Raw genomic sequence first — 19902 nt, 5'->3', positions numbered from 1 at the left:
CCCGCCCCACGAAAGGCCTGACCATGACCGCACCCGCCGTGGCGTCGATCTCCGTCGACGAGATCTCCACTTTCCTGTTCCGCGAGGCACGACTGCTCGACGACCGCCAGTTCGAGCAGTGGATCGAGTGCTACCGCGAGGACGCGATGTACTGGATGCCCGCCTGGGACGACGACGGTGAGCTCACGACCGACCCGTACTCGGAGATCTCGTTGATCTTCTACCCGAACCGGGCCGGTATCGAGGACCGGGTGTTCCGCATCCGGACCGAGCGCTCCTCCTCGACGTCACTGCCGGAACCGCGGACGAACCACCTCATCAGCAACATCGAGGTGCTCGACCGCCGGCCCGGAGAGGTCGACGTCCGCTTCAACTGGTTGTCGTCGTACTTCCGGTACAACACCACCGACCAGTATTTCGGCACGTCCTTCTACACCCTCGACGTCACCGGTGAGTCCCCGCTGATCACCTACAAGAAGGTGGTCCTGAAGAACGACTACATCCACCACATCGTGGACGTCTACATGGTGTGATCCCACACCCGCGCCGGCGCCCGCCCAGGGCGCCGGCACCCACCCGGTCGCGTGCGCGGCCGACATCGCCAGCGACCTGGAGTGAGACCCCATGAGCTATTCAGTGGCCCTGGCCTTCGAGGACGGCGTGACGCGCTTCGTCAACTGCGGTCCGATGGAGACCGTCGCCGACGCCTCGTACAAGGCCCGGATCAACATCCCCCTCGACTGCCGCGACGGAGCGTGCGGGACGTGCAAGTCCCTGTGCGAGTCCGGCGACTTCGACGGCGGCGACTACATCGACGACGCCCTCACCGAGGACGAGGCCGCGGCCGGATACTGCCTGCCCTGCCAGATGGTCCCGCGATCCGACCTGGTCGTGCAGATCCCCACCACCTCCGACGTGGCCAAGACGGCCGCCGCGGCGCACCCGGCGACGGTCACGGCCGTCGAGCGCCTGGCCGAGGGTGCGTTCGCGCTGTCGGTCGAGTTGGACGACCGCGACGCCCTGGCGTTCCTGCCTGGCCAGTACGTCAACATCTCGGTTCCGGGTACCGACCAGACGCGGTCGTACTCGTTCTCCACCGGAGCGGACTCGCGGCACCTGTCGTTCCTCATCAAGTACGCCTCCGGCGGGGCGATGTCGGAGTACCTGGCCCAGCGCTGCGCGGTGGGCGACCGCCTCGAGCTGACCGGTCCGATGGGCAGCTTCTTCCTCCGCGAGTCCAGCCGCCCCCTGCTACTCCTGGCGGGCGGCACCGGCCTGGCGCCCGTGCTGTCGATCCTGGAGACCCTCGCCGCCGCCGGCACCACCGACCGGCCGGTCCACCTCATCTACGGCACCTCGTTCGACACCGACGTGGTCTACACGGACCTGCTGGACGAGTTCACCACCCGGATCCCGGGCATGACCTGGGATCTGGTCGTCGCCGATCCGGCCACGACCCACCCGAACAGCGGGTACGTCACGGGGCTGATCCGCCCGGAGTACCTGCATGACGGGACGACCGACATCTACCTGTGTGGGCCTCCCCCGATGGTCGAGGCGGTGCGTGGATTCCTCGACGACGATGGTCTGCAGGTGACGCACTTCTACTACGAGAAGTTCACTCCCGCGACCGCGGTGCCCGACCGGTCCGCCGAGCCCGCCGCGGAATCGGCGGAGCCGACGGAGGAGGCCGCCCTCGTCGTCGACACCTCCCCCTCCACCCCGGAGACGGAGCCCGCGGCACCCGCCGCGGCCACCACGGCTCCGGCCGCACCACACGGGCCGGCCCGGATCATCTCGCGCGGCCCCGGGGACCCCGTTCCGGCAATCGAGGCCCGACCGGTCGGCTACACCCCGCCCGCCCCCGGCGGTCACACCGCGCCCGGCACCCGGACCGCCGAGCCGGTGGCGAACATCGCCGCGCGCCCGGTCGGTTTCACCCCGCCGACCCCGGGCGGGCACGCCGCGCCCGCCGACCGCGCGACCGAATCCCCCGCGCCCATCGCCGCACGCCCGGCCGGCTACGTCCCGCCGCAGGTCACGCTCGCGCCCAGGTCACCCGCGCCCACCGCCGGCACCACTACCACGGTGTCCCTGGCCGGCGGGAACCGCTCCGAGACCATCACGTCGGCCCCCGGCGTCGTCAGTGGCGAGGTGCACCCCGCGATCCGCCACTCCGACGCCCAGTTCGACGCCCGCATGGCGCTCGAGCTCGGCGTGATCGAGCTGACCATGGGACGCCTCGCCGACGCCCGGCTCGCCGAGTTCCGGATGCTCGCCGAGTCGGCCAACCAGTACATCGAGGGCGATCGTTTCCTCGACCCCGAACGGTTCACCGCCGCGAACGCCCAGTTCCACGAATTCCTGTTCCGCTGCACCGGCAACGACTCGCTGCTGCAGGCCTACCGCATGCTGGAGGTGACCCAGGTGATGAACAGCGTCCTGCCCGACGCCCGCTGGGTGTCCGAGGACATCGTCCCCGAGCACCTGGAGATCGTCGCGGCCTTCGAGACGGGCGACCGCGACGCCGCCCGATACCTCATCCGCCGGCACAGCGAACACGCCAAGGCCACCATGCGCACCGCACTGGACCAGCAGGCCGTGGAGGCGGCGTCGTGAGCGCGCCCGTCGGCGAGTACGACCCCGTCCCGCCCGTCGTCTCCCCCGGTCGCTTCGCCGGCCGGTCGGTGCTCATCACCGGCGCTGTCCAGGGGATCGGCCGCACCGTCGCCGACCGGGTGGTCCGCGAGGGCGGGCTGGTCACCGTGGTGGACCGGGCCGACCTCATCAGGACGGTCGCCGACGAGCTGACCGCGGTGTCCCCGGACGGTCACCGGGTCGTACCCGTCGAGGCCGACCTGGAGACGTTCGAGGGTGCCGAGGCGTCGGCCCGTGCGGCGCTGGACGCCCACGGCCGGATCGACGTGCTCATCAACAACGTCGGTGGCACCATCTGGGCCCGCCCGTACCACGAGTACTCGGCCGAGCAGATCGAGGCCGAGGTCCGCCGCTCCCTGTTCCCCACGCTGTGGATGTGCCGGGCGGTCCTGCCGTCCATGGTCTCGGCGGGCGCGGGCACGATCGTCAACGTCTCCTCCGTCGCCACCCGCGGGGTCAACCGCGTCCCCTACGCCGCGTCCAAGGGCGGCGTCAACGGCCTCACCTCGGCGTTGGCGCTGGAAGCCGCGCCGCACGGGGTGCGGGTGGTGGCCACCGCCCCCGGCGGCACCCTCGCCCCCGAACGACGGATCTCCCGTGGCGGCGACGCCCGCACCGACCAGGAGAAGACCTGGTACTCGGAGATCGTCGAGCAGACCGTCGACTCCACCGTGATGGGCCGCTACGGCACCCTCCACGAGCAGGCCGCGCCGATCTGCTTCCTCGCCTCCGACGAGGCCTCCTACATCACCGGATCCGTCCTCCCCGTCGCCGGCGGCGACCAGGGCTGAACCGCCTGCCACCCCGGGCTGAACCGCCTGCCACCCCGTGCTGAACGCCCACACCTCTCCCCACCCCCCACCGAACGGAGCCCTTCCGTGTCCTCGAGCACCCCTGCGCCCTCCAGCCGCTCCGTCCCCTCCAGCCCACCCGGGAGAACCATCCCCGCCCCCGAGGTGTGGGAGTCCCCCGCCCACCGCCGCACGGTCTACGGTGTCCTCGCCGTGGTGGCGCTCGCCATCCTCTTCGACGGATACGACCTCGTCATCTACGGCGCCGTCCTGCCCACCCTCATGGCCGACCCCACCCAGATCGGCGCCCTCGGCGCGGCCCAGGCCGGTGCGCTCGGCTCGTACGCCCTCGTCGGCGTGATGATCGGCGCCCTCACCGCCGGCTCCGTCGGTGACCGCATCGGCCGACGCCGGATCATGCTCGGCGCCATCGCCTGGTTCTCCGTCGGGATGGCCGCCACCGCGTTCGCCCGCGACATCACCACGTTCGGCGTCCTTCGCCTGCTCACCGGGCTGGGGATCGGCGCCATCGTCGCCACGGCCGGTGCGATCATCGCCGAGTTCGCTCCCGCCGGGCGTCGCAACCTGTTCAACGCGGTCGTCTACAGCGGGATCCCCGCCGGCGGTGTCCTGGCCTCCGCGCTGGCCATGGTGCTGCGGGACCACATCGGATGGCGCGGCCTGTTCCTCATCGGCGCCGTCCCACTGGTGCTGGTCCTCCCCTACGCCTGGTTCGCGCTCCCCGAGTCCCCGCGGTGGCTGGCCTCCCGCGGCCGCATCCGCCAGGCCGCCGAGGTGTGCGCCAGCAGGGGCCTGCCGCTCGAGATGGCCGCGGCGCCGGGCGCGCCCCGCACCGCCGACACGACGCCTCGCGATGACCGCGACGACGACAAGGTGGCCGCCCGCACCGGCTTCGCCGCCCTGCTGTCCCCCGCCTACCGCCTCGGCACCCTGCTCCTGGGGTTCATGAGCTTCGCCGGCCTGCTGCTCACCTACGGCCTCAACACCTGGCTGCCGACGATCATGGAGAACTACGGCATCGACGCCAAGAGCTCCCTCGGCTTCCTGCTCGTCCTCAACGGCGGCGCGATCGTGGGCGGTCTCGCGGCCTCGTGGCTCGCCGACCGGCACGGGCCGCGCGTGATCGTCGCCTGCTCGTTCGTCCTGGCCACCCTGGCCCTGGTCGCCATCACCGTGTCCCCGCCGTTCGTCCTGGTCGTCGCCCTCGTCGCGGCTGCCGGCATGGGCACGATCGGCACGCAGGTCCTGCTGTACGGGTTCGTCTCCAACTACTACGAGACGGGCGCACGCGCCGCGGGTGTGGCGTGGTGCGCGGGGTTCGGACGCCTCGGCGGCATCCTCGGTCCCGTGATCGGCGGCTTCCTCGTCGCGGCCGGACTGGAGGCGGACACTTCCTTCCTCGTGTTCGGCGGGATCGCCCTCGCCGGCGCCGCCCTGACCCTGGCCGTGCCCCGCTCGCCCGCCCAGTCCGAGCCCGTCGCGGTCCCCGACGAGGTCACGCCGCTGGACTTCGACCCGCCGGCCGCCGCGGTGGCCGGGGAGCCCGTCGCCGCGGAACCGGTCGAGCACGCCGGGTCGGATCTACGCTGACCGCATGACCTTCGCCCATCCCGTCCCCCGCTACGGTCACCACCGCGCCGCGGATCGTCTCCATTCGATCCACGACGCGGTGGCGGGCAAGCGGTCGACGACCGTGCTGGTCACCGCCGCCGACGGTGGGGGCAAGAGCCACCTCGTCGATTCCGTGGTCGCCGAACTCGCCGGGGTCACCTCGGTGCTCGTGCGGGCGCTGCCGTGGGAGAAGGACACGAAGCTCGTCGTGGCCGCCCGGGTCCTCGAGCGCCTGCCCCGGCCCGACGCCGAACCACCACGTCGCGCCGCGGCCGCAGAGACGGCCGGGGTCGCGGGGGTCGCAGAGACGGCCGGGCCGGTCGGTGACGTCGTGCTCGTCGAGGCCCTGGCCCGGGCGTTCGTCACCGCCGGCCCCGGCGCGGTGGTGGTGATCGACGACGCGGAGTACTCCGATCCCGACTCCCTGCGTGTCCTGGCCTCCGCCGTGGAGGCGGCCGGCCGGGCCTCCGTCATGCTCGTGCTGACCCTCGGCAGCCCCGCGCACGGCCCCTCCGCCGAACTGTGCGCGGAGTTGGCCCGCGAGACCGTGCGGCTGGGAGCCCTGGACCAGTCCGAGATCCGGACGCTCGTCGCGACCCGGACCGGGCGCGAACCGTCCGCGGCGGCGGCCCGGCGTCTACTGGACTACACCGGCGGCGAGGCGGGTGCCGTCGCGACGGTGGCCGATCAGGCGCCCGGCTCGTGGTGGATCGCCCCCTTCTCCGTCCCGCCGCTGCCCGCCTCCGTCGAGCGGGAGACGGCGGCGCTGCTCGACGCGATGGAGCCCGGGCAGCGGGAGGTCATCGAGGCTGCCGCCGTCCTGTCCCCACCGGTCACGCTCGAGTCGCTGACCGCGCTCATCTCCGCGCGGGGCGGGGTCGTACCCGGCCCCGCGCTCGTGTCCGCCGCCCTGGACGCCGCCCACACGGCGGACCTGGCCCAGGTGGACCTCTCCCCCGGCGCCGCGACCGTCCGGTTCCGCTCCCCACTGTTGCGGACGGCGGTCCTTCGCGGGGTACCGCCCAGCGAACTGCTCCACCTGCATACGCTGGCCGGCCGCGTCGCCGAGGCCGCCGACGACGTCGACGGCGCGCTCGACCACCGCGCCTCCGCGTCGACGGGGCCCGATGCGGACCTGTCCGAGACGCTGCGCGCCCGCGCGCTCGTGCACGCCCGCGCCGGTCGATGGAGCTCGGCCGGCCACGCCTACCTCACCGCGGCGGCGCTCACCCCTGACGGCGACCGCGCCCGCGACCTGCACATCGACGGGGTCGACGCACTCATCAACGCGGGCCGCATCAGTGAGGCCCGATCACTGGCCCAGGGGCTGGAGCGGGTGCGGTCGGATCCCCGGCGGGACGCCGTACTGGGATCCCTCGCGGTGCACCTCGGGCACGCCGGAGAGGCCCAGGTCCTGCTCGACCGCGCTCTCGCCGCCCGCGAGGGCGGCGTCCCGGGTTCTCCCGCCGCGGACCCGGTCGCCCTGGCCCAGAAGTTCGTCGTCCACTCCCTGTGCGAGTGGCGGCCGACCCGCATCCGCCACTGGACACGGGTGGTCACCGGCAGCGGGCGCCCGGACCAACCCGAGGTCGAGGAGGCCCGGGCCATCGAGATGCTGGGCCGCGCGATCGAGGGCGGCCCCGACGCGTCCCCCGCCGTCGAGGACCGGCTCACCGGTCTCGCGCCGGCCGTGGCCCAGCGCTTCGAGATGGCATCGGGGTGGATCGCCCTGGCTCGCGACGACCTGGAGACCGCCCGCCGGCACCTGGGGTCCGCGGTCCCCACGGCGGACGTCTCGGGCTCCGCACGCATCTCCATCTGGGCCCAGGCGTGGCTCGCCCGCACGCTCCTGCTGCGCGGCGACTGGGATGACGCCCTGCGGGTGGTCGACACCGCCGCCCGCAGGGTCGACGACCTCGAACTGGACCTGCTCGCCCCGGTCGTCCACTGGCCCGGCGCCGTCATCCGGTCGATGCGGGGAGACCACCTCGGGGCGGCCGCCCACCTGCGCAATCTCACGACCAGCACCGACGCCTACCCGGTCCAGGTCATCCCGTCGGCGATGGCGCGGATGCAGGTGGCGGCCTCGTCCGGTGACTACACGTCCGTGCGTCTGGCCGCCGAGCCCCTGGTGGCCCTGTCCCGTGAACTCGACATCGATCAGCCCGGGTACTGGCCGTGGCACGACCTGTACTCCCACGCACTCGTCCTCGCGGGTCGGCTCGACGAGGCGGAGGACCTCATCGGTCCCGCCGAGGCCCGCGCCGAGCGCCGGGGCCACCGTTCCACCCTCGCCCGGCTCGGAGCGGTGCGCGCCCGTATCGCCGCGGTGCGCGGGGACGTCGACGAGTGCAACCGGATTTTCCGGCGCAGTCTCGACCACCTCGACGGCCTGGCCATGCCCTACTACTCCGCGCGCATGCACTTCGGCTACGGGCAGACCCTGCGCAGGGCCGGCCGACGCCGGGAGGCGCACCTCGCGCTGGGCACCGCCCGCGACATCTACGAGCAACTGGGCGCCCGCGCCTACGTGGAGCGGTGCGATCGCGAACGACGCGCGGGCGGTGTGGACGTGGCCAGGACGGGGGGCAACAGCACCCTGACGCCTCAGGAGAGTGCGGTCGCGACGCTCGTCGCCGCGGGCCGGACCAACGCCCAGGCGGCCGAGGAGTTGTTCCTGTCGGTCAAGACCGTCCAGTACCACCTGACCCGCATCTACTCGAAGCTCGGAGTGAGCGGTCGCACCGAGCTGGCCGCACACGTCTCCCGCAGCAGCGAGCCCTTCCGTACCGACTCGCCCCGTATCGATTCAGCGCGTACCGACCCCGACCCCACGGGAGACCTGTGAGCAACGGAACCCCGGACGACACCACCGTCCGCCCCGCCGACCGCCCCGCCGACCCGACCGCGACCGGCCAACCGTCCGCGCGCGGCCGCCGACGCGATTCCGCCCCGGTGGCGCGCCCCTCGCCCCGCCGGGTCCTCGCCGACCTCGGCCCCCGCGAGTTCGCCAACGCGCTGATCGCGCTCGTGTTCTCTGCGACCGGCCCCGTTGCCGTCATCCTCGCCGCCGGCGGGCAGGGCGACCTGTCCCCCGCACAGTTGTCCTCGTGGATCTTCGGCGTGTTCTTCGCCAACGGACTGCTCACCATCCTCATGAGCTGGGTCTACCGCACGCCGCTGGCGTTCTTCTGGACCATCCCGGGCACCGTGATCGTCGGCAACTCGCTCGGGCACCTGCGGTGGTCGGAGGTCCTGGGGGCCTACGTCGTGACCGGGGTGCTGATCCTGCTGGTCGGGCTGACCGGCCTGGCCCGCCGGCTCATGGACTGGATCCCCATGCCGATCATCATGGCGATGGTCGCCGGGGTGTTCCTCCGGTTCGGGCTGGGACTGGTCGAGGCCGTGTGGGCCTCCGTCGCGGTGGCCCTACCGATGGCGATCGCGTTCCTCGTCGTCGGCGCCGTCCCCCGCCTGGCCAGGGTGGTACCGCCCATCCTGGCCGCGATGGTCGTGGGGATCGTCGCCGTGGTCCTGTCCGGCGGGCTGTCGCGCGGCGTCCTCGACGACGGGCTGATCGCCGCCCCCATGCTGCAGGCCCCGGAGTTCACCCTCCGGGCGATCGCCGAGCTGGTCGTGCCACTGGCCATCACCGTCCTCGTGGTGCAGAACGGTCAGGGCATCGCGGTCCTGCGCGCGAAGGGCCACCACCCCCCGGTCTCGGCATGCGCGGTGGCGTGCGGCGTCTGGTCCCTGCTGGTCTCGGCGGTCGGCGCGGTCGCGACGTGCCTGACCGGACCGACGAACGCCCTGCTCGTCTCCTCCGGTGAGCGCGACCGCCACTACGCCGCCGCGATCGGCAACGGCGGCCTGGCCCTGGTGGTCGGCGTCTTCTCCCCGGCCTTCGTCGGGCTCATCCTCGGCATGCCCGCGGCGTTCATCGCGGCCCTGGGCGGGTTGGCGATGCTCGCGCCGCTGCAGTCGGCGTTCGTCACCGCGTTCCGGACCGACCGGGCACTCGGACCGCTCGTGTGCCTGCTCGTCACCGTCGCGGACGTGTCGTTGCTCGGGATCTCGGCGCCGTTCTGGGGCATCGTGCTGGGGATGGCCGTCTCGGCGCTGCTGGAGCGGCGCGCGGCGGCCTGACCCGGCGCCCGCCCGGGCCGGAGCCGAAGGAAGGCCCCCGCCGAGTGGCGGGGGCCTTCTCGCGGGTCCGGTGTCAGGCGGAACGCTCGCGCAGCTCCTCGTCGGAGAAGGGGACGATCGTCGGCAGGACGTTGTCGCGGACCGTCTCACCGGTGACCACTACGCGGGCGACGTCATCGCGCCCGGGGATGTCGTACATGACCGGCAGGAGGACCTCCTCCATGATGGCGCGCAGGCCACGGGCACCGGTCCCCCGCAGAATCGCCTGGTCGGCCACGGCCTCGAGCGCGTCCTCGGTGAACTCCAGCTCGACACCGTCCATCTCGAACAGCCGGGCGTACTGCTTGACCAGTGCGTTCTTGGGCTCGGAGAGGATGTTGACCAGGGCCTCGCGGTCCAGGCTCGTCACGGTCGCCACGACGGGCAGGCGGCCGATGAACTCGGGGATCAACCCGTACTTCACCAGGTCCTCCGGCATGACCTCGCTGAAGTTGTCGGTCGTGTCGAGGTCCTTCTTGCTGGCGACCTCGGACCCGAAACCCATCCCCTTGCGACCCACGCGGTCGCCGACGATCTTCTCCAGACCCTGGAAGGCACCGGCCACGATGAACAACACGTTGGACGTGTCGATCTGGATGAACTCCTGGTGCGGGTGCTTGCGGCCGCCCTGCGGCGGCACCGACGCCTGCGTGCCCTCGAGGATCTTCAGCAGCGCCTGCTGGACGCCCTCACCGGAGACGTCCCGGGTGATCGACGGGTTCTCGGCCTTGCGGGCGATCTTGTCGACCTCGTCGATGTAGATGATGCCCATCTCGGCACGCTTGGTGTCGAAGTCCGCAGCCTGGATGAGCTTGAGGAGGATGTTCTCCACGTCCTCGCCCACGTAACCGGCCTCGGTCAACGCGGTGGCGTCCGCGATCGCGAAGGGCACGTTGAGCATCTTGGCCAACGTCTGGGCGAGGTACGTCTTGCCACAGCCGGTGGGTCCCAGCATGAGGATGTTGGACTTGGCCAACTCGACACCGTCGCCGCGGCCGAGGGAGGCCCCCACCCGGATGCGCTTGTAGTGGTTGTAGACGGCCACCGCCAGGTTCCGCTTGGCGGCGTCCTGCCCCACCACATACTCGTCCAGGAACGCGTGGATCTCGGACGGCTTGGGCAGCGTGTCCGGACCCGTCTCCTGCGCATCGTCGACCTCGGACTCGATGATCTCGTTGCACAGCTCGATGCACTCGTCGCAGATGTAGACGCCGGGACCGGCGATCAGCTTCTTGACCTGCTTCTGGCTCTTCCCACAGAAGGAACACTTCAACAGGTCGCCGCTCTCACCTACACGCGCCATGAGTTCTACGTCCTCGCATTCCGGGGGCGCCGATGTCACGCCCCGTAGTCGACGGTACGCGGTGACGGCCGTAAAGCCGACCCCGCGAGATCAGTTCATTGCACCCGACGGCGCACCGCTGCCCCCAGCGGCGCGCCGCCGTCGGCTCAGTTGCTCGTCGACAGTTTGCGGTAGTCGAACACGGTGTCGATGATGCCGTAGTCCTTGGCCTCCGCGGCCGTGAGAATCTTGTCGCGATCGGTGTCCTTGCGGACCTGATCGGCGGTGCGCCCGGTGTGCTGGGCCAGCGTGGTCTCCATGAGGCGACGCATCCGCTCGATCTCCGCGGCCTGAATCTCGAGGTCGGAGACCTGGCCCTGGATGCCGCCGGTGGCCGGCTGGTGGATGAGCACGCGGGCGTTGGGCAGCGCGGCCCGCTTCCCCTTGGTGCCCGCCGCGAGCAGGACCGCGGCGGCCGACGCGGCCTGGCCGAGGCAGACCGTCACGATGTCCGGCCGCACGTACTGCATGGTGTCGTAGATCGCCATGAGCGAGGTGAACGAGCCACCCGGCGAGTTGATGTACATGGTGATGTCGCGGTCCGGGTCCTGACCCTCCAGGACCAGCAGCTGGGCCATGATGTCGTTCGCCGAGGCGTCGTCGACCTGGGTGCCCAGGAAGATAATGCGCTCCTCGAAGAGCTTGTTGTAGGGGTTGGACTCCTTGACGCCGTAGCTGGAGTGCTCGACGAAGGACGGCAGGATGTATCGGGAGGTCGGCATTGAGGTCATCGGTGACTCCGTGGTGGTGTGCGGGGCTGGGTGGGCTGCGGGAGCGCTCCCGTGGGCGGAGGGCTCGATCACGACGGCGAGGTCCCGCCCGTCTGGGACGCACGCGAGATCACGTGGTCGACGAACCCGTACTCCTTGGCCTCCTCCGCGGAGAACCAGCGGTCACGGTCGGAGTCCTCGGTGACCTGCTCGAACGACTGGCCCGTGTGGAAGGCGATGAGCTCGGCCATCTCACGCTTGGTGGCGGCGTACTGCTCGGCCTGGATGGCGATGTCGGCGGCCGAACCACCGACACCGGCCGACGGCTGGTGCATCATGATCTTCGCGTGCGGCAGGGCGTAGCGCTTGCCCTTGGTGCCCGCGGTCAGCAGAAACTGACCCATCGAGGCGGCCAGGCCCATGCCGTAGGTGGCCACGTCGCACTCGACGAACTGCATCGTGTCGTAGATCGCCATGCCGGCCGTCACGGAACCACCGGGCGAGTTGATGTACAGCGCGATGTCGCGGGTGGGGTCCTCCGCCGCGAGCAGCAGGATCTGCGCGCAGAGGCGGTTGGAGATGTCGTCGTCGACCTGGGAGCCCAGGAAGATGATCCGCTCCTGCAGGAGGCGCTCGTATACGGAGTCGCCGAGGGTGAGTCCGTGCGACCCCGGCGAGCTGAGTGCGGGCTGCGTCGAACCGGGCTGAGCCGCTGAACCGTTCTGGGCCACGGGGAACCTACCTTCGCTCATCGTCTTCACCGCTAGCGCGGCGCCCGGCCGACCGGTGGCCGGGGAACCGTTACGTCAAACACTAACCAACACCGACGACGGAACCGTCCCGCCGGGGCGGGTGTTCGCTCTCAGCGTCGGGCCACCAGCATCGTCCGCGGGGGCCACGACGACAGGGCCGGGGCCGCGTGGTGCGGTCCCGGCCCTGTCGGGGGTCATTCGGGGGACGATCAGGCGTCGGAGTCCTTCTCGTCCGCTGCCGTCTCGTCGGCGTCGGACGCAGTCGCCTCGGCGTCATCGGCGCCGTCGGCGGAGTCGGCCTCGACGGTGCCGAAGAACTCGCTGGTGTCGACGACGTTGCCCTCGGTGTCCTTGACAGTGACCTTGCCGATCACGTCGGCCAGAGCCTTGGACCGGCGGACGTCGGAGAACAGCGAGCCGAGCTGACCGGCCTGCTGGATCTGCTGCACGAACTGGTTGGGGTCCATGCCGTAGCGCTGGGCCTGGAACAGGATGTGCTGGGTGAGCTCTTCCTGCGAGACATCGGTCGAGTTCTGCTCGGCGACGGCATCCAGCAGCAGCTGGCTGCGGATGGCGCGGGCGGCACCCTCACGGGTCTCGGCCTCGAAGGTCTCGCGGTCGGTGCCCTCGGCGGCCAGCGCCTGGTCCAGGATGGACGCGTCGCCACCGAACTGGTCGATGAGCTGGTGCATCTGGGCGTGGGCCTCGGACTCGACGACCGCCTCCGGGGTGGGGACGTCGGTGGCCTCCATCAGCGCGTCGAGGACCTTGTCGCGGATCTCGCCCGCGAGGCCGGCCTTGGCCTGCTGCGCGACCTTCTCGGTCAGATCGGCCTTGAGCTCGTCGAGGGTGTCGAACTCGCTGGCCATCTGCGCGAACTCGTCGTCGGCCTCGGGCAGCTCGCGCTCCTTGACGGACTGAACGGTGACGGTGATGACCGCCTCCTTGCCGGCGTGGTCACCGGCGACGAGCGAGGAGGTGAACTCCTTGGACTCGCCGGCCTTGAGACCCGCCGCCGCGTCGTCCAGGCCCTCGACGAGGGTGCCCGAGCCGAGCTCGTAGGACAGTCCCTCGGTGGAGGCTTCGTCGACGGGCTCGCCGTCGACGGTCGCGGCCAGGTCCACCGAGAGGAAGTCGCCCGTGGTGGCGCCGCGCTCGACGCCCTTGAGGGTGCCGAAGCGGGCTCGCAGGTTGTCCAGCTCCGCGTCGACGGCGGCCTCGTCGGTCTCGGGGGCCTCGACGGTGACCTCGAGGTCCTCGAAGGTCGGCAGGGTGATCTCCGGGCGGATGTCGACCTCGGCGGTGAACTCGACGACGTCGTTGTCCTCCAGCTTGGTCACCTCGATCTCGGGCTGGCCCAGCACGACGAGCTCGTGCTCGTCGACGGCCTGGCTGTAGCGCGACGGGATCATGTCGTTGATGACCTGCTCGAGGACCGCCGGGCGACCGATCCGCGACTCGAGGAGCTTGGCCGGGGCCTTACCCGGGCGGAAGCCCGGGATGTTGACCTGGCCGGCGAGCGACTTGTAGGCCTTGGCGAAATCCGGCTCGAGCTCCGCGAACGGCACCTCCACGGTGATCTTGACCCGGGTCGGGTTGAGCTGCTCGACAGTGCTCTTCACGGTGATGTTCTCCTAGGAAGTCATGTGGGGTTCGTGTCTTTCGGCTCCGCTGGTCGGGATGACAGGATTCGAACCTGCGACCCTCCGCTCCCAAAGCGGATGCGCTACCAAGCTGCGCCACATCCCGGTGAGTCGCGCGGCCGACCATCCCGCGATCATGCACAGGACATCCGCCGGGCCGCAAACCAACTCGCCCAGTGTACGACAGGGCCATCCGCCCGCCGATTCCGACTTGTCGGGCCGGGAGTTGGGAGCGTCGCCACGGTCCGGTAGTGTTATCCGGGCGTGAGCGTGACCGTGGATGAAACGCCAGGTCAGGCTGCCGATGCGGGTGTAGCTTAATGGTAAAGCCCCTGCCTTCCAAGCAGGCTACGCGGGTTCGATTCCCGTCACCCGCTCCACCGGATGCCCTGTCCCGTCAGACACTGACGAGGCAGGGCATCGTCGATTTCCCGGCCGGAGGTCCCACGCGGTGCATCCCCGCGAAGTCCCCACCTCCGCCCCGCAGGCGCTCCCGCGGATGGCGTCTCGCGCGAGCGCATGCCCGCACCTCCCACAGCCGCTCCTCGGCCCGGCGCCCTGCCCGCACCGCGGTGCGCGCGAGACGCCATGGCGGCGGGCGGCTGCGAATTGCCGCCTGCGCGGCCTCAGCGCGGTCGGCCCGCCTGGCACGTCGGGCACCAGAAGAGCGTCCGGGCGTCCATCGTCTGCAGGGCGATCTCGCCCCCGCACACCCGGCACGCCCAGCCGTCGCGCTGGTAGACGTAATTGCGCGGTCGATCGGCTCCCCGGCGGGGTACGTCGCCGTGGTCGTGCTCGGGACGGATCGTGTGGATGGCGCCGGTCTCCACCCCGACCTCCATCAGCGTCACGAGGTCGTCCCAGAGCGCCCGGAACTCCCCCTCGCGCAGCTCCACCCCGGGGAGGAACGGGCTGATCCCGTGCCGGAAGAGCACCTCGGCGCGGTAGACGTTGCCGACGCCGGCCAGCACCTTCTGGTCCATGAGCAGCGCACCGATCGTCCGCGCGCTACGACTGATCCGCGCCCACGCCCGATCGGGATCGGCCGCGGGGTCCAGCGGGTCCGGGCCCAGCCGATCTCGTACGTCTGCGACGCCCGTCTCGGCGATCACCTCGCAGCGGGTCGGGCCGCGCAGGTCGACGACGTGGGCGGGCCCGTCCCCCGCCGTCGCGCCCACCCGCATCCGCACCTGCCCGACCGGGGCGGGCGGGTCCTGCCCCTCGGGGACGAGGTGCGTGTCGAAGAACCCGTACAACCCCAGGTGGACGTGGACCGCGAGGCCGCCCTCGTAGTGGTGGAAGAGGTGCTTGCCGACGGCCGTCGCGCGGTCGAAGTACCGGCCGTCGACGCTGACGTGGTCGGCGAACCGCCCCTGCGGGCTGGACACACGAACGGGCCCGCCTGCGAAGTACTCGGTGTGCAGGCGGGCCAGCCGGTGAAGGGTGTGCCCTTCAGGCACGGGGTCTCAGGCGCCGGGGACGGGCGGGGCCTCGTGGGTGGCCTCGTACTCGGCGAGGATGTCGATGCGCCGCTGATGACGCTCGACCCCCGACCACTCCTGGTCGAGGAAGGCGTCGACGATCGCGAGCGCCTCCTCCTCCGAGTGCATGCGGCCCCCGATGCCGATGAGCTGGGCGTTGTTGTGCTCACGCGCCAGCCGCGCGGTCTCGACGCTCCACGCCAGGGCGCAGCGGGCGCCGGGGACCTTGTTGGCCGCGATCTGCTCGCCGTTGCCGGAGCCGCCGAGCACGATCCCGAGGCTGCCCGGGTCCGCGACGACCTTGGCTGCCGCGTCGATGCAGAAGGCCGGGTAGTCGTCCTCGGCGTCGTAGGTGTGGGCGCCGCAGTCGACCACCTCGTGCCCGGAGGCCTTCAGGTGCTCGGCGATGGCGTTCTTGGTCTCGAAGCCGGCGTGGTCCGCCCCCAGGTAGATGCGCATGACGGAGATTCTGCCACGCGCGACCGCGACCCCACCCCCGGGTCTCAGTCGAACTGCGGGTCCTCGGTACGGCTTCGCTTGAGCTCGAAGAAGTACGGGTAGTCGGCGAGCATGGCGGCGCCGTCGAAGACCTTGCCGGCGTCCTCGCCTCGCGGGATGCGGGTGAGGACGGGACCGAAGAACGCGGTGCCGTCGACGTGGAGGACCGGGGTCCCGACCTCGTCGCCCACCGGGTCCATGCCGCGGTGGTGGGAGGCGCGCAGCTCGTCGTCGTACTCGTCGGTCCCCGCGGCGGCGGCGAGGTCGGCGTCCAGGCCTGCAGCCTGGAGCGCCTCGGTGATCACGGTGGGGTCCTCGATGCCGCGGCCCTGGTCGTGGATGCGGGTGCCCAACTCGGTGTACAGCGTCCCGAGGACCTCCGGACCGTGGAGCTTCGCCGCGGCGATGGCCACGCGCACCGGCCCCCAGCCGCGCTGCATCAGTGCCGTGTAGTCCTCGGGCAGGTCGCGGCCCTCGTTGAGCACGGACAGGCTCATGACGTTCCACGTCAGAGAGATGTCGCGGACCTTCTCCACCTCGAGGATCCAGCGGCTGGTGACCCACGCGAACGGACACAGCGGGTCGAACCAGAAGTCGACGGAGCGGGTGGCGGACCGGGTAGTTGATGTCATGACCCCATCCTCCCCGTCTCCGGCGGCCGCCGCCACTGCGGCCGCCTCGGCTCCCCGCCGGGTGGTAGGACTGGTGCGGTAGCCGAACCCCCCACCGAACCGAGGTCCTCACCGATGCGCTCGCTCAACCTCACCCGCGCCGACGCCGCCGCCCGGTCGGAACTGCTCGCCGTCGAGTCGTACGACGTGGAGATCGATCTCACCGACGGCCACGGCGGGCCCGGGACCGACACCTTCCGTTCGCGCACCGTGGTGCGGTTCTCCTGCTCGCGTCCGGGTGCGGAGACCTTCATCGACCTCCGCGCGGCCGTGATCCGGTCGGCGACCCTGAACGGCCGGAAACTGTTCCCGGCCCCCGGCGACGAGCGGTACGACGACGAGGACGGCATCACCCTGCCCGACCTGCAGGAGAACAATGAGCTGATCGTGGACGCCGATCTGGCGTACACCACCACCGGTGAGGGCCTGCACCGGATGGTCGACCCGGCCGACGGGGAGGTCTATCTCTACTCGCAGTTCGAGACGGCGGACGCCAAGCGGGTGTTTGCCTGCTTCGACCAGCCCGACCTCAAAGCCCGCTACACCCTGACGGTGACCGCGCCCGAGCAGTGGGTGGTGGTGGCCAACACCCCGGCCCAGGAGTCCCCGGCCCCCGGCGGTGGCGTGGTGCACCGCTTCGCCCCCACCGAGATCATGTCGACGTACCTCGTCGCCCTCATCGCGGGCCCGTACCACGTGGTGGAGGACGCCTACACCGACGAGCACGGCACCATTCCTCTACGCCTGCTGTGCCGGGCGTCGCTGGCGGAGTTCCTCGACTCGGAACGCCTGTTCGCCGAGACCAAGGAGGGCTTCGGCTTCTACCACCGTGAGTTCGGCCTGCCGTACGCGTTCGGCAAGTACGACCAGATATTCGTCCCAGAGTTCAACGCCGGTGCCATGGAGAACGCCGGTGCCGTGACGTTCCTCGAGGACTACGTCTTCCGCTCCCGGGCCACCGGCTACCGCTACGAACGGCGCAACGAGACGATCCTGCACGAGATGGCCCACATGTGGTTCGGCGATCTGGTGACCATGTTCTGGTGGGACGACCTGTGGCTCAACGAATCCTTCGCCACGTTCGCCTCGGTGCTGGCCCAGGTCGACGCGACGCAGTACACGGACGCCTGGACGACCTTCGCGATCGTGGAGAAGTCGTGGGCGTACCGCCAGGACCAGCTGCCCTCCACACACCCCGTCGCCGCGGACATGACCGACCTGGAGACGGTGGAGACGAACTTCGACGGGATCACCTACGCCAAGGGCGCCTCGGTACTCAAGCAGCTCGTAGCCTATGTCGGTCGCGAGCCGTTCCTGGCCGGTCTGCGCGCGTACTTCGCCGACCACGCCTTCGGTAACGCCCGGTTCGACGACCTGCTCTCCGCACTGGAGGCATCGTCGGGGCGCGACCTGTCGGGCTGGGCCGACCAGTGGCTGCGCACGACCGGCATCAACCCGATCTCCGTCGAGGTCACGACCGGTGGCGACTCCCGCACGATCGACGACCTCACCGTGGTCCAGGGCCCGGCGTCCCCGGGCGCCGGCGAGCTGCGCACCCACCGGCTCGGCGTGGGCCTGTACAGCCGCGACGGGTCCGGTGCGATCGTGCGCACCGAACGGGCCGAGCTGGACATCTCCGGCGAGCGGACGCCCGTCGCCTCGCTCGCCGGGCAGCACGTGCCCGATCTGATCCTGCCCAACGACGACGACCTGACCTACTGCTCGGTCCGGCTCGACGAGCGGTCCCTGGCCACCGTCCTGGAGTCGCTCGAGGACGTCGCGGACCCGCTGGCGCGGACGCTGTGTTGGTCCGCACTGTGGGAGATGACGCGGGAGGGGCGCCTGCCGGCCCGCCGGTTCGTCGAGGTCGTGGCCCGGGCCGTGCCGCGTGAGTCCCACATCGGCGTGGTGCAGAGGGTGCTCACCCAGGCCCAGACAGCCCTGGCCCGGTACGCCGACCCGGACTGGGCCGCCGCCACCGGCTGGAAGACGTTCTCCGCGGCCATGCTCACCGCGGCCCGCGACGCCGAGGCGGGGTCCGATCACCAGCTGGCGTTCCTCACCGCCCTGTGCGCCTGCCCCATCGGTGTCGATCAGGGGCGCGTGCTCGCCACGCTCCTCGACGCCGGAGCCGACGAGGCGGGACTGCCCGGCCTCGTCGTCGACACGGACCTACTCTGGACCGTGCTCACCGCGCTGGTCGCCGCCGGCGCCGCGGACACCGACCGCATCGAGGCGGAACTGGCCACCGACGACACCGCCGGCGGAGCCCGGCGGGCCGCCACCGCGCGTGCCGCCCGCCCCACCGTCGGAGCCAAGGAGGAGGCCGAGCAGCTGCTGCTGGAGACCGGTGCCGACGCCCCCACCAACGCGATCGTGCGCGCCACGCTCCTGGGTGTCGACCTGCCCGGTCAGGAGCACCTGCTCACCGGCCTCTGCGAGCGCTACCTGGACGACGTCACTTCGCTGTGGAGGGCACGACCCGGCGATCTCGCCCAGACCGTCGCCGAGGGGCTCTTCCCGTCCTGGGCGGTGGACCGCGACACCGTCGAGCGTTTCGAGCAGGTCGTCGCGGACGAGACCCACCCGTCGGCCCTCCGGCGGATCATCGCCGAGCAGACCGCCGACATGGTCCGGGCTCTGGACGCCCGGGCCGTCGACGCGGCCGAGGCCGGCTGACCGTCCGGTCGGCCGGGCGGCCACACCGGTCGGTCAGGCGGCGTCGAGGTAGAGGTAGTCCTCCCAGTGCGGGCCGATCTCCCGCAACTGGGAGACCAACCGCCAGGTCCGGCCCCGCGGCGCGGCGAGGGGCACCCGCAGCTCCCAGCCGAGCTCGGAGAGCAGCTTGTCGGCCTTGCGGTGGTTGCACGGCGCACAGGAGGCCACGCAGTTCTCCCACCCGTGCGCTCCCCCGCGGCTGCGCGGGATGACGTGGTCGACGGTGGTGGCCTTGGCGCTGCAATAGCCGCACCTGTGTCCGTCGCGGTGCATGAGCGCCGCGCGGGTCATGGGGACCTGCGAGCGGTACGGGATCCGGACGTATTCGCGCAGTCGGATCACCGACGGCACGCGGATCGCGGTGTCCACCGAGCGGACCAGGAGCTCGACCGGGTGGTCATGGACCACGTCGGCCTTACCGCCGATCAACATCACCACCGCGCGGCGGGCGGGCAGGGCCGTCAGGGCCTCGTAGCTGGCGTTGAGCAGCAGGACGCGCGGGGCGGAAGACAGCGGGACGTGCCGGTCCGGGACCGGTTCCAGCCGGGAGGGGGATCGTGAACCCCGTTGTCGGTACTCCGCGTTCTCGCGCACTGCAGTGCCCATGGTCGGTCTCCGCTCGTCTGCCCCGAGCCCAGTGCATCAGCCGTGTCCGGGCTCGTCGTGAACCTCGCCTGCCACGATGATGCACCTTCGGTGAACACTTCGTGCGGCTAACGCGTAGCAGAAGGTGGCCGACCCCGCCGGTTCGGCCCGGCGGGCGGGCGGATCCGGGTCGCCGTCGCGGGATCTCGTCGTCGTCCCCGGGGGGTCCGGCCACC

Annotated in this window: 15 protein-coding genes and 2 tRNA genes; 8 read left to right on the top strand and 9 right to left on the bottom strand. The window is 71.2% G+C overall.

Annotated elements, in window-relative coordinates; all coding sequences use genetic code 11:
• Positions 1–23 precede the first annotated feature (23 nt).
• From benB to OVA21_RS04295, 6 genes are all read left to right on the top strand, one after another.
• The gene (gene benB / locus OVA21_RS04320; protein ID WP_268091873.1) at positions 24–533 is read left to right on the top strand and encodes a benzoate 1,2-dioxygenase small subunit; all 510 of its coding nucleotides are present in this window, start codon (positions 24–26) and stop codon (positions 531–533) included.
• Between the two features lie 91 nt (positions 534–624).
• A complete protein-coding gene (benC, locus tag OVA21_RS04315) occupies positions 625–2619 on the top strand; it encodes a benzoate 1,2-dioxygenase electron transfer component BenC (RefSeq protein WP_268091872.1) in 1995 nt (664 codons plus the stop codon).
• Complete coding sequence (locus OVA21_RS04310) at positions 2616–3449, top strand: 1,6-dihydroxycyclohexa-2,4-diene-1-carboxylate dehydrogenase (RefSeq protein ID WP_268091871.1); 834 nt, start codon at positions 2616–2618, stop codon at positions 3447–3449. The genes benC and OVA21_RS04310 overlap by 4 nt, the downstream gene beginning before the upstream one ends.
• Before the next feature lie 150 nt (positions 3450–3599).
• A complete protein-coding gene (locus OVA21_RS04305) occupies positions 3600–5060 on the top strand; it encodes an MFS transporter (protein ID WP_268093110.1) in 1461 nt (486 codons plus the stop codon).
• 4 nt (positions 5061–5064) lie between these two features.
• The gene (locus tag OVA21_RS04300; protein ID WP_268091870.1) at positions 5065–7929 is read left to right on the top strand and encodes a helix-turn-helix transcriptional regulator; all 2865 of its coding nucleotides are present in this window, start codon (positions 5065–5067) and stop codon (positions 7927–7929) included.
• Positions 7926–9227: a benzoate/H(+) symporter BenE family transporter gene (locus tag OVA21_RS04295; protein WP_442778918.1), complete on the top strand. Its 1302-nt coding sequence runs from the start codon at positions 7926–7928 to the stop codon at positions 9225–9227. Before OVA21_RS04300 ends, OVA21_RS04295 begins: the two co-directional genes overlap by 4 nt.
• Positions 9228–9300: 73 nt before the next feature.
• Here the strand turns inward: OVA21_RS04295 and clpX are convergent, their stop codons facing one another.
• The 5 genes from clpX to OVA21_RS04270 form a co-directional block, all read right to left on the bottom strand.
• Complete coding sequence (gene clpX, locus OVA21_RS04290) at positions 9301–10569, bottom strand: ATP-dependent Clp protease ATP-binding subunit ClpX (protein WP_096905794.1); 1269 nt, start codon at positions 10567–10569, stop codon at positions 9301–9303.
• A gap of 146 nt (positions 10570–10715) precedes the next feature.
• Positions 10716–11339, bottom strand: coding sequence for an ATP-dependent Clp protease proteolytic subunit (locus tag OVA21_RS04285; RefSeq protein WP_119192402.1), 624 nt, complete (start codon positions 11337–11339; stop codon positions 10716–10718).
• A gap of 68 nt (positions 11340–11407) precedes the next feature.
• Positions 11408–12070, bottom strand: a complete 663-nt coding sequence (locus OVA21_RS04280; protein WP_096905796.1) for an ATP-dependent Clp protease proteolytic subunit — start codon at positions 12068–12070, stop codon at positions 11408–11410.
• Between the two features lie 209 nt (positions 12071–12279).
• Positions 12280–13692, bottom strand: coding sequence for a trigger factor (gene tig, locus OVA21_RS04275; protein WP_268091869.1), 1413 nt, complete (start codon positions 13690–13692; stop codon positions 12280–12282).
• A 50-nt stretch (positions 13693–13742) separates the two neighbouring features.
• A tRNA-Pro gene (locus tag OVA21_RS04270) sits at positions 13743–13819 on the bottom strand.
• Between the two features lie 200 nt (positions 13820–14019).
• On the opposite strand from OVA21_RS04270, the gene OVA21_RS04265 reads away from it, so the two are divergent.
• A tRNA-Gly gene (locus OVA21_RS04265) sits at positions 14020–14093 on the top strand.
• A gap of 246 nt (positions 14094–14339) precedes the next feature.
• Here the strand turns inward: OVA21_RS04265 and OVA21_RS04260 are convergent.
• Genes OVA21_RS04260 through OVA21_RS04250 form a run of 3 tightly spaced genes read right to left on the bottom strand, consistent with a single transcriptional unit; the run spans position 14340 to position 16324 of the window.
• A complete protein-coding gene (locus OVA21_RS04260; RefSeq protein WP_268091868.1) occupies positions 14340–15173 on the bottom strand; it encodes an Fpg/Nei family DNA glycosylase in 834 nt (277 codons plus the stop codon).
• Positions 15174–15179: 6 nt separating this feature from the next.
• Positions 15180–15653: a ribose-5-phosphate isomerase gene (locus tag OVA21_RS04255; protein ID WP_096905799.1), complete on the bottom strand. Its 474-nt coding sequence runs from the start codon at positions 15651–15653 to the stop codon at positions 15180–15182.
• Positions 15654–15697: 44 nt separating this feature from the next.
• Positions 15698–16324, bottom strand: coding sequence for a mycothiol-dependent nitroreductase Rv2466c family protein (locus OVA21_RS04250; protein ID WP_067719785.1), 627 nt, complete (start codon positions 16322–16324; stop codon positions 15698–15700).
• Between the two features lie 114 nt (positions 16325–16438).
• On the opposite strand from OVA21_RS04250, the gene pepN reads away from it, so the two are divergent.
• On the top strand, positions 16439–19042 hold the full coding sequence (gene pepN / locus OVA21_RS04245; RefSeq protein ID WP_268091866.1) for an aminopeptidase N: 2604 nt from the start codon (positions 16439–16441) through the stop codon (positions 19040–19042).
• A gap of 33 nt (positions 19043–19075) precedes the next feature.
• On the opposite strand, the gene OVA21_RS04240 is transcribed toward pepN, so the two are convergent.
• Entirely contained in the window at positions 19076–19687 is a 612-nt protein-coding gene (locus OVA21_RS04240; RefSeq protein WP_268091865.1) for an HNH endonuclease, read from the bottom strand.
• Positions 19688–19902: the final 215 nt, after the last annotated feature.

Source organism: Dietzia sp. SL131 (genome assembly GCF_026672565.1).
Taxonomy (GTDB): Bacteria; Actinomycetota; Actinomycetes; order Mycobacteriales; family Mycobacteriaceae; genus Dietzia; species Dietzia kunjamensis.
Note: the sequence above shows the minus strand (reverse complement) of the source record. Positions and strands in the feature narration are given on the sequence as shown.

What these genes read in the sequence shown, in the direction of transcription:
- benB (WP_268091873.1), top strand. Translation starts at nt 24, where the DNA reads ATGACCGCACCCGCCGTGGCGTCGATCTCCGTCGACGAGATCTCCACT.
- benC (WP_268091872.1), top strand. Translation starts at nt 625, where the DNA reads ATGAGCTATTCAGTGGCCCTGGCCTTCGAGGACGGCGTGACGCGCTTC.
- OVA21_RS04300 (WP_268091870.1), top strand. Translation starts at nt 5,065, where the DNA reads ATGACCTTCGCCCATCCCGTCCCCCGCTACGGTCACCACCGCGCCGCG.
- clpX (WP_096905794.1), bottom strand. Translation starts at nt 10,569, where the DNA reads ATGGCGCGTGTAGGTGAGAGCGGCGACCTGTTGAAGTGTTCCTTCTGT.
- OVA21_RS04285 (WP_119192402.1), bottom strand. Translation starts at nt 11,339, where the DNA reads ATGACCTCAATGCCGACCTCCCGATACATCCTGCCGTCCTTCGTCGAG.
- OVA21_RS04280 (WP_096905796.1), bottom strand. Translation starts at nt 12,070, where the DNA reads ATGAGCGAAGGTAGGTTCCCCGTGGCCCAGAACGGTTCAGCGGCTCAG.
- OVA21_RS04255 (WP_096905799.1), bottom strand. Translation starts at nt 15,653, where the DNA reads ATGCGCATCTACCTGGGGGCGGACCACGCCGGCTTCGAGACCAAGAAC.
- OVA21_RS04250 (WP_067719785.1), bottom strand. Translation starts at nt 16,324, where the DNA reads ATGACATCAACTACCCGGTCCGCCACCCGCTCCGTCGACTTCTGGTTC.
- pepN (WP_268091866.1), top strand. Translation starts at nt 16,439, where the DNA reads ATGCGCTCGCTCAACCTCACCCGCGCCGACGCCGCCGCCCGGTCGGAA.
- OVA21_RS04240 (WP_268091865.1), bottom strand. Translation starts at nt 19,687, where the DNA reads ATGGGCACTGCAGTGCGCGAGAACGCGGAGTACCGACAACGGGGTTCA.